Source organism: Nostoc foliaceum FACHB-393, assembly GCF_014698505.1.
GTDB lineage: Bacteria > Cyanobacteriota > Cyanobacteriia > Cyanobacteriales > Nostocaceae > Nostoc > Nostoc foliaceum_A.
Genome location: NZ_JACJTD010000125.1, coordinates 1 through 8,407, shown reverse-complemented (window position 1 = coordinate 8,407; position 8,407 = coordinate 1). Strand labels below are relative to the sequence as shown.

Annotated in this window: 9 protein-coding genes and 2 pseudogenes; 6 read left to right on the top strand and 5 right to left on the bottom strand. The window is 41.8% G+C overall.

The genetic code is table 11. From position 1 onward, the window contains the following. Positions 1-443: 443 nt before the first annotated feature. Positions 444-1,292, top strand: coding sequence for a DMT family transporter (locus H6G92_RS37215; RefSeq protein ID WP_190901674.1), 849 nt, complete (start codon positions 444-446; stop codon positions 1,290-1,292). 163 nt (positions 1,293-1,455) lie between these two features. On the opposite strand, the pseudogene H6G92_RS41000 reads toward H6G92_RS37215, so the two are convergent. From H6G92_RS41000 to H6G92_RS37195, 3 genes and pseudogenes are all read right to left on the bottom strand, one after another. Continuing rightward, positions 1,456-1,779, bottom strand: a pseudogene (locus H6G92_RS41000) (hypothetical protein); the annotation flags it as partial. A gap of 95 nt (positions 1,780-1,874) precedes the next feature. Next, complete coding sequence (locus tag H6G92_RS37200; protein ID WP_190971578.1) at positions 1,875-2,366, bottom strand: hypothetical protein; 492 nt, start codon at positions 2,364-2,366, stop codon at positions 1,875-1,877. A 15-nt stretch (positions 2,367-2,381) separates the two neighbouring features. Beyond that, positions 2,382-3,808, bottom strand: a pseudogene (locus H6G92_RS37195) (aromatic ring-hydroxylating dioxygenase subunit alpha). A 346-nt stretch (positions 3,809-4,154) separates the two neighbouring features. On the opposite strand from H6G92_RS37195, the gene H6G92_RS37190 reads away from it, so the two are divergent. The 5 genes from H6G92_RS37190 (at position 4,155) to H6G92_RS37175 (ending at position 6,980) form a co-directional block, all read left to right on the top strand. Further along, positions 4,155-5,390, top strand: coding sequence for an AIPR family protein (locus H6G92_RS37190; protein ID WP_190901669.1), 1,236 nt, complete (start codon positions 4,155-4,157; stop codon positions 5,388-5,390). A 263-nt stretch (positions 5,391-5,653) separates the two neighbouring features. Beyond that, positions 5,654-5,944: a hypothetical protein gene (locus H6G92_RS37185; RefSeq protein WP_179076954.1), complete on the top strand. Its 291-nt coding sequence runs from the start codon at positions 5,654-5,656 to the stop codon at positions 5,942-5,944. Then, the gene (locus H6G92_RS37180) at positions 5,934-6,317 is read left to right on the top strand and encodes a toxin-antitoxin system TumE family protein (RefSeq protein ID WP_190901667.1); all 384 of its coding nucleotides are present in this window, start codon (positions 5,934-5,936) and stop codon (positions 6,315-6,317) included. The genes H6G92_RS37185 and H6G92_RS37180 overlap by 11 nt, the downstream gene beginning before the upstream one ends. Before the next feature lie 143 nt (positions 6,318-6,460). After that, positions 6,461-6,586 carry a hypothetical protein gene (locus H6G92_RS40700; protein WP_277926940.1) on the top strand — a complete coding sequence of 42 codons (126 nt, stop codon included), beginning with the start codon at positions 6,461-6,463 and terminating at the stop codon, positions 6,584-6,586. After that, the gene (locus H6G92_RS37175; RefSeq protein ID WP_242059498.1) at positions 6,558-6,980 is read left to right on the top strand and encodes an AAC(3)-I family aminoglycoside N-acetyltransferase; all 423 of its coding nucleotides are present in this window, start codon (positions 6,558-6,560) and stop codon (positions 6,978-6,980) included. Before H6G92_RS40700 ends, H6G92_RS37175 begins: the two co-directional genes overlap by 29 nt. 71 nt (positions 6,981-7,051) lie before the next feature. Here the strand turns inward: H6G92_RS37175 and H6G92_RS37170 are convergent, their stop codons facing one another. Both H6G92_RS37170 and H6G92_RS37165 read right to left on the bottom strand, forming a co-directional pair. Next, positions 7,052-7,753, bottom strand: a complete 702-nt coding sequence (locus tag H6G92_RS37170) for a hypothetical protein (RefSeq protein WP_190901680.1) — start codon at positions 7,751-7,753, stop codon at positions 7,052-7,054. Positions 7,754-7,994: 241 nt separating this feature from the next. Next, positions 7,995-8,297 carry a hypothetical protein gene (locus H6G92_RS37165; protein WP_190901663.1) on the bottom strand — a complete coding sequence of 101 codons (303 nt, stop codon included), beginning with the start codon at positions 8,295-8,297 and terminating at the stop codon, positions 7,995-7,997. Positions 8,298-8,407 lie beyond the last annotated feature (110 nt).

Genomic DNA, 8,407 nt, shown 5'->3' with positions numbered 1-8,407 from the left:
TTTGCTTTCCAATTATTTAATTCAGCAACTAAAACGCCCAAGTATTCCTATGTGCTTGGTTTGATTTAAGTTGTCGTGTGGCAGGGCTACGCCCCGCCCGCTATTTGTGCCAGTTGCGTAAGTCCTGCCTAATAGTGGAAAAATTAGCCCAGACAATGTTGGCGAAAGTATTAAAAATATTTCTAAAGGCGTGTTGCAACTCTTAAGGGTAACGACAAGTTAAGGATGTTTTCATTGTATCAAATAGGTTATGGGGCAATGGGCACAGCAAAAACAGGATTTTTAAGAATTTTCGAGTCAAAAAGCAATTTTATTTTTGTGACCCTTTAATAGCAAAACTTTTAGGCGTTACGTGGGAATTGTGCCAAATTCGCTAATTTTACCCTAAAGGGGATTTTTTTCTGCACACACCACGGTTTAATCCCCCAGCAATACGGTATACCATGATTTCTCCACCACAGAAGTATCGGCACACCCAGGGCATCATTCTACTCGTTGCTACAACATTAATATGGGGCACAACTTTTCCAGTTATCAAGGATGTTGTCAGTAGCCTCTCGCCAGCTTCGCTAATTGCAATTCGGTTTGCAGTGGCAGCACTAGTTTTTGTCCCCTTTGCTGGAAGACCAAATGCACGCTTAGTGCGCGACGGAGTACTTCTTGGATTTGTATTCTTTACTTCCTTGACCAGTCAAACGATTGGGATGGAAACGATCTCTGCAAATCGGGCGGGATTTATTATCGGTCTAAACGTGATCTTAGTGCCGTTGTTCGGACCACTGCTGGGGCAACGGGTACCTGTAAGGGCTTTCTTCTCGGCTGGGCTTGCTCTTATTGGCATTGGAGTAATGTCCTGGGAAGGCGGAGCACTTGGCATCGGTGACCTATGGATGTTCGTATGCGCCCTAAGTTATGCAATCTATATACTCCTGCTCGATGCGGTCACGTCACGCCATCCACCCATGCCACTCACTGCTATCCAACTAATTACTGTAGCACTGCTGGGGGGATGCTGGGCAGCCCCTGAAGTCCGAGAACAATTTGAAGCTATCAGTGGAAACTTCAATGCACTCCTATATCTCGGTCTGATTGGTACCGCTGCTACCACATGGACTCAGGCAGTAGCGCAGCGCTGGGTCACAGCCCACGAGACAGCTGTACTCTACGCACTTGAGCCAGTGTTCGCAGCGATATTCTCGTTTTTGCTGCTTGGCGAAACCCTTGGGGTACGAGGGTGGTTTGGAGGGGGACTGGTGCTAACTGGAATGATCATGAGCCAGATCCGTACCTGACAATTCCTCCAGATAAATATAGTTCATCAATGATATATAACCAGTAGTTACACTTATTTAGGATTTCGTTGAATAGGCATCATCGTGGTCGGGTAGCGCGATTATAGCGATATAGTCCTGCTACCCCACCACGGTGATGCCGACCTCTCTGAGGTGATGTCGGCTAAAGGTAGTTAGACGATTCAGCATTGACTACTGTATTCAAGTTTAAGAGAATACCGTTGGACTGGGTAAAGCTATTGCCTTGGATTAATTCTGTATAGAGAATATTGGCATAACCATGATTACCAGCAAAATTCCACTGTCCAGGCTGGAATAGATCGTTCCAGTTGGCATAGACATCCAGGGTAGCCAACCGCTCATCATAGCCTAAAGCTTCACTAGTATGAATAGAGACGATCCGAGTTGCATCACTTGGATCTAAGCGATCGCTTGCTGCTTTGCCTTCAAACCCAGGTCCTGCTGGATCTAAACCTACTATTTGAGCAAGAGAACGCCCTGTAGATTAACGGTAGGTTGAACCAGTGAATCCAGCAATGTGCGCTCCCAGACTATGCCCGATCAGGTTGGTGTAAGTCGGATCTACACCAATACCGTTCGGTTAAGGAATTTCTTAGTTGAGGCAGGCAGGTGGAGCAGAGGGAGAAGAGAAGCAGGGGGAGAAAAGAATGGCTGAATATATACCCTCTTGCCTCCCCTGCTTATCCGAACCGTATTGGGATCTACACCATTATTTATTAAGTAGTTAGCCAGCTGATTAGCAACATCGCGTGTTCTGGCGGCGGAAGTGGGATACCACAAGGAACCGGCTCCTTCTTCCCAATCTAGCAGAATGATATTAGCATTTGACTCACGTTGCCGAATGGTTTGGGCTATATTTTCCATCCAGTCAGCGGGTTTGTAATTATTGCTTGCATTGCCACCAGTGTTTTGATAGCCATGAATAACAACATAGGTTGGTGCCTCAGAAGCAATGCGCCCAGAACGGTTGATAGAACCGTTACCCCAAACATTAAAGTTGACTTCAACCATCTGAAAAATTCGGTAGTGGAAAAATTCTATTACTTGAGGCAAAAACAAAAATATGTCTTACCCTGGCAGATTTCTAGGTGGGATTTCCCCTCCTTGATAAAACTGTTGCTCTAACTTGCCCAAACCAAGCCAGATCAAAAGGCCAATTATCATAACTAGGCTTGAAACAACAATAGTGATAATAGAAATCTGATTCGGAATCAACATCAATAAGGGAAGCAATCCCCAAATTAAAGCTACCACCAGCACTAGTCCTACTCTCAAGCGCTGCACCTGAGCTAAAGCAGGTCTACAACTGGCGCATTTCTTTGTGTGGGAATGATACCTATCGAGTAACACTTCTTTTGATAGCGGTAGTGGTAGAGACTGTACTTCTTTAAATGGTTCAGCCTTGTATTGGTTTACCCAAGAACGTAACCCAGATACGAAAAGGTCTGCTTTGGTTGGTAAATAAAAGGCTTTAGTAAAGTTGGCGCTACCACCAAGTTTTTCGAGGTAGCGTTCTTGATAATGTAAAAAAATCAGATCGTCTTCAAGGACTCGATTTTGACCAATATGAGCATACCAGCGCGGAGTCAGCTTCAGAAATAGCCCTGGTAAAATAGAAGAGAACTTGAAGGGAAAGCGGGCAAATAAGCGGCATTCTCCCTTACGAATCGGAGTTGCATAGACCACTGTTAGTGTCCTGCCTGTTTGGAGGTGAGGTCGTGCCACATCAATCCCGGAGCAATAAATGTAGTATCCTGCTGCCCTAAAGTTCCTTTGCGCGGACCTTCTGCCCAAGTCCCTTTAAACCCCCACTTTCCCGATTCTATAATCTCTAAATCTATTGGAGACACGTTAGCCCGATTCCCGACGGTACGGTGATGAGTGTAAGGAATATGGCTGGTGTCAAGAACGTTTTCCATTAATGTCAGGGCATCATAGGGTACATCTCTAAAGGTGTTAAGGCAAATCCAACCATCTGGGTCAAGTTCTAGTGGTTCAACAACAGGAACTTTAGTTTGAACTGCATTCTCTGCTCGACCAGGATAGACGAACAACATTCCTTGACGAACTGTGGTGGGTAGTGTTGTCACACAAGCCCTTTGAGAAACTTCTGCTTTTGTTTGTTGTGTTTGTTGTGGTATCATCTCACACTTACCAGTTCCCGAAAAAGCCCAGCCATGATAAGGGCATTCTAGCCATCCCTGATGATTGATTCTGCCTTCGGAAAGGGGCGCTAAACGATGTGGGCATTGATCTATAAATGCCCGCCATGTCTGTTCATTTTTGTCCCACCACAGAACAATATCTTGCTCTAGCAAGGTGAAGCGAGTTGGCTGAGATTTATTTAAGTCTTCAATGTAACAAACAGGATACCAAACTTCTTGGCAATCTAATCTATCAGGATCTAGTCCCCCAGCAGAAGACTCTTGTACTACTCTAGTTTGGGATGTTACTTGTTGTTGAGAAACCTCTTGAGGTAAAATACTTTTGGACATGGTAAAAATTGAAAAATATATTATTTTCTATCCAGAAAAAATTTAGCTACTTTTTAATCCTATTGGTGTCAATCAATTGAGAAATCAGTCTTTGGTCTCAAGTGGTCTCAGCTAAAGCAGAAAATTTTTGACAAAGAAATCGTAAAACTTTTGACATTAAAAACTTTGGGTATGCCTGAATGAAATGTAACCGTCCAAGGAGGTAGGTTCCCTTAAAAGAAAGAGAACTCTTCGCATTGGGGACAATCATTTGGCTAGTTTGCTAGCTTATTAGTCGTGAAGAAAGAGAATAATTAAGGTTACAGCAGCGCTAACATAGAAATTCCCCTGACATTGCACATATTGTATGCCCAAAACTTGGAACATAAAGATAGATAACTATTTTCAAGCCAACCCCAATTGCATCATCGCCACCGCTCATGTAGACTCGTTCCCGATAGACCTGCCGCTAGAACCGAACATCCGCGAACCGAACCGCAAAAGCGCGACCTACAGACAAATCTTCGATTCACTGACCACCGAACCTGCAAAATTCTTCTCTCGTCATAGTGGAATCGTTCTATCAGCTAATATTGCTAAACCTGTCAAGAACAAAACTGAACTGGAGCTAGAAATTTTAGAAGCCTCGGAGGGCGGTAGCGATGGCATTATCAACGGTGGGCATACAGTTTTAGCTTTTGAGCAAGCGAAAAATTACAACTACAATTTAACCGAAGCCAGAGTAAAAGTTACGATTCACATCGGGCTGACAGAAGAATCAGCTAAAGATATAGCCCTAGCTTCAAATACTACAACGCCAGTAGATTCTCGCTCCAAAGTCAACGCCAGGGGTGATTACAAATTCATCAAGCAGTACTTAGCTCAGTTAGAAAGAGCAGAAGATAGAAAATTCCGCATCGCCTATTACCAAAACCAAAGCGGCGCTCCCAGAAATGCCCAGTGTAATGTTACCCATTTGCTGAAGCTCCTTTACTGCCTCGACAGAAATAAATACAACCCTGACGGCAATAAACGAACCAAACACCCAGCAGGAATGAGTCTTCCAAGTAACATCACAGACGCAGAAAGGGAAAGATTAACCGCCTTACTGCCTCTCTTGACTCATGCTTTGTGGATAGAGCAAAGACTCTACGAAATAATCCAAGACTATATCAGCAACCCCAGAAGAAAGGGTGCTAACGACCTAGCATCAATTGATATACGTAAAACGACGTTATTGCCGGACAGTAAATACTCTTTTGGGTTTGGTGCGCCAACTGACCTGGCACTACCGATAATTGCATCCTATCGGGTATTTTTAGACAAGGACTATAAATGGATTCTGCCGTTTAACGAATTCGCTGAAGATTTTCTGCAACACTTGTGGAATAACTACTTCCGTAAATACTTAGTGTCGGAGAAAACAGCAGGAAATACAGTCGGTACAAAAATCAGCCGCAATCAAGAGATTTGGGAAAGTCTGTATATCTCGGCGCAAAGTTATCTAAATCAGCACTTGGTAAAAATGGTCAACTCCAGCAAGGAAGAAAAATCGAAGGTGACACAAGGTACAAAAGGGCGTGTGCAAGCAGGTAAGAAATAATAGTACAAGGTTTTTATTGAAAGATTTCTTTTGGATGAGCGATGGCTTTTAACACTGAATAGTTATCAGTTATCAGTAAAGTCGTAAAGTCCTTGGGTTTTAACTGATAACTGATAACTGATAACTGTTTGAAGTGAGAGCCTAAGAAAGTGAAATCAAAAAAGTACTATTGCTCACAGATTATTTTGCATTTCCATATACAATAACAACTGCTCATTCAAGGACTATTTTGTGAATTTAACAGTAGCAAGAGAGAAAAAATAATGGCTGAACTCAAACTCCGGTCAAAAGATCCAGATTCCCTCAGACGCATTATTCAAAGTGCTTTGTCAGAAAGATTACAGAGTGTGACAGCAGGAATCAAAAGAACAGAAGAACGGATTCAGGATTTTGAAACCAAATATCAATTATCGACTGAGGAATTTCTCACTCAGTTTAATAATGATGAATTATCCCATAATTTTGACTATGATGAGTGGATTGGAGAAGCTCGAATGTTGGCACATTTACAAAAAACAAAAGAGTCGATAGAGGAGATTGATTTTGTTGATTGAAGATTATTTTCAGCAAATTCGGATTTTAATCGAATCCTCAGAAATAGTTAAAATATTTAATTTAGAAACTGAAAAAAGAGGAATATATGAAGGTTTTCTCAGAGCCAAGCTCGAATTTAAAGATAATTCGTTGCTGCATCTGAGGGAATTTGTTTATGTTGAAATATCTCTTGATAGAAAAATGTATAGCTATCAATATATGAATTCAGAGAATAATCTAATTTTTCGCTATGACAATACTGAACATCACCGAAAATTAAATCTGATTACCTTTCCTCATCATAAACATGATGGGAGTGAGGATAATATCGTTAAATCAGATGCTCCTTTTTTAGCTGAGATCCTAAAAGAAATTGAGAAAATATTAGTATAAGTGCGATTCCTACGGCAGACGTTGCTAATGTCCACAATGTCTTCAGCGATCGCTTGACATCGATTAATTTATTTTCGCTGTAGACCACGCCCTTGTTAGAAAAGCGTATGATTTTTTGGTTTAGCCCTTTCGTCTGATATTGTATGAACGAGCAGGATTTAGCCGTTCAGCAGGAATATAGCTTAGGAAATACTAATGAACTTAAGCATTCAACAGATTGTGCCGGAGGACGTTGCATTGATGGAAGCTCTATTAGCGACCTTTGGTGAGGCATTCGATGAGGTGGAGACCTATGGAAATCCCCCTAGTGCAGACTATCTGCGGCAACTACTCGATAGTGACTACTTCATTGCGATCGCTGCATTGAAAGAAGGTGAAGTCGTTGGCGGTCTTACTGCATACGAGCTTAAAAAGTTCGAGCAGGAGCGCAGTGAGATTTATATCTATGATCTAGCTGTTGCCGCCGCACACCGACGGCAGGGAATCGCAACGGCATTAATTCAGAAGCTGAAGGAAGTAGCAGCAGCTTATGGAGCTTATGTCATTTTCGTCCAGGCGGATATCGGTGACGAGCCAGCCATTAAACTTTATACAAAGCTGGGCGATCGTGAAGACGTATTGCATTTCGACATAGCAGTTAATAGCGGCAATGACAATGCCTAATGCCTATCTGAGTAGTGGTTTTTTGAGAAGAGCATACTAGAGAGCGGGTCAATTTTTTACCATTTTAAATATCACGGATGATAATCTGGGCAATTTTCACTATCCCATCCATTCGGGTGTATCCCGCAGACTAGCACGTTGTCCCCATACTCAACTCCGTGATAGTTAGCGCAACCGATGCAAACTATTGGTCGGCTAACTTGGTCATCAAAATCAAAATCAAAATTATCATCTTCCGATTCATCTGCTCGAACTAAGGATGCATTACAGTTGGGGCAGGTTTGAATATCTCGCCCCAAGTCTCTAACTAGACAAGTGAGCGCTTGCCACGAAGTCATGGACTCACCACTGTTGCTAATATGAGTAGTGAGTGACGAAAAGTAGGGGTAACTGCATTGGCATACGACCATTTCAGCATCAGTATGCGGATCGTAGTGAGCTTCTAAATATTCTTGGGCAATTCTCCAATTCTGTTGCTTAGAAATACTTTGTGGCTCCCCTTTATAGTTTACCTCCCACAGTTTATCATCGTGAAAAATCTTAAGAGAAAATGATGTATAGTCATGAGCTAGATTTTCTAGTTCGCAATGACTTTTGGCATTTTTGTAATCAAAAGTGCGATGCTCAACCATTAGCTTATGCTCACGGGGATAAGACTGGATTACCAGATACTCCCCTTCATAAAAGGGATTATATTTGGTAGCGATTCTTTCGTTGAAAAATAAGAAATCCCGTTCAGTATCCATATATATAGATAAATTGTAATCTTTCATTTGTAAAACATAGCTAACAGAGTGAACGTTGATATGTTTTGAAGATTAATTCTTGCCCAACGCTTGCCTTCGCACCTCACTATAGGCAACAAATACAATACTTAAAACTTGTGCTTGAATTAACTACGAATGCAGATGGGTGGTCACGAGTTAGCAATAGCATTACTAAAAATACAATACCGACTTGAGTTGTTTGTTTAACTAATGAACTGAGGCAATCTCTGATATCAAAAATTTTCATTCATTCTCCTAAACCAGGAAAAAACTTACTCCAAACACTTTGCTCTTTTGAAGCTAATTCTTCTGAACCTAGAATATTCTGTAACCCTTGCTGATTACTCTGAATCTCCTGCATATTGAAAGCATGAATAGTTTGGGCAAACTCTGGATTGTCTTCTAACAATTCAGCCTCAAGCTCTAACTCCTGCTGTAAAAGTTGAGCATTTCGGCGCAAGAACATCTGCTGATTGTGTCGCTGTCTGACAAGGGATTCGGTTAAGTGCAATTGTTCTTCAAAACTCAAATTATCGTATTCGTTATACATTTTATTCAACTCCGATCAATCCAAAGTATTCTGCCGATAATTCCATCAAGTATCTCAAGGCTAAACAATCGCCGTAGTTTGTGTATATTTGAGCAATAGTCATGAAAAGT

What these genes read in the sequence shown, in the direction of transcription:
- H6G92_RS37215 (WP_190901674.1), top strand. Translation starts at nt 444, where the DNA reads ATGATTTCTCCACCACAGAAGTATCGGCACACCCAGGGCATCATTCTA.
- H6G92_RS37190 (WP_190901669.1), top strand. Translation starts at nt 4,155, where the DNA reads ATGCCCAAAACTTGGAACATAAAGATAGATAACTATTTTCAAGCCAAC.
- H6G92_RS37185 (WP_179076954.1), top strand. Translation starts at nt 5,654, where the DNA reads ATGGCTGAACTCAAACTCCGGTCAAAAGATCCAGATTCCCTCAGACGC.
- H6G92_RS40700 (WP_277926940.1), top strand. Translation starts at nt 6,461, where the DNA reads ATGAACGAGCAGGATTTAGCCGTTCAGCAGGAATATAGCTTAGGAAAT.
- H6G92_RS37175 (WP_242059498.1), top strand. Translation starts at nt 6,558, where the DNA reads ATGGAAGCTCTATTAGCGACCTTTGGTGAGGCATTCGATGAGGTGGAG.
- H6G92_RS37170 (WP_190901680.1), bottom strand. Translation starts at nt 7,753, where the DNA reads ATGAAAGATTACAATTTATCTATATATATGGATACTGAACGGGATTTC.
- H6G92_RS37165 (WP_190901663.1), bottom strand. Translation starts at nt 8,297, where the DNA reads ATGTATAACGAATACGATAATTTGAGTTTTGAAGAACAATTGCACTTA.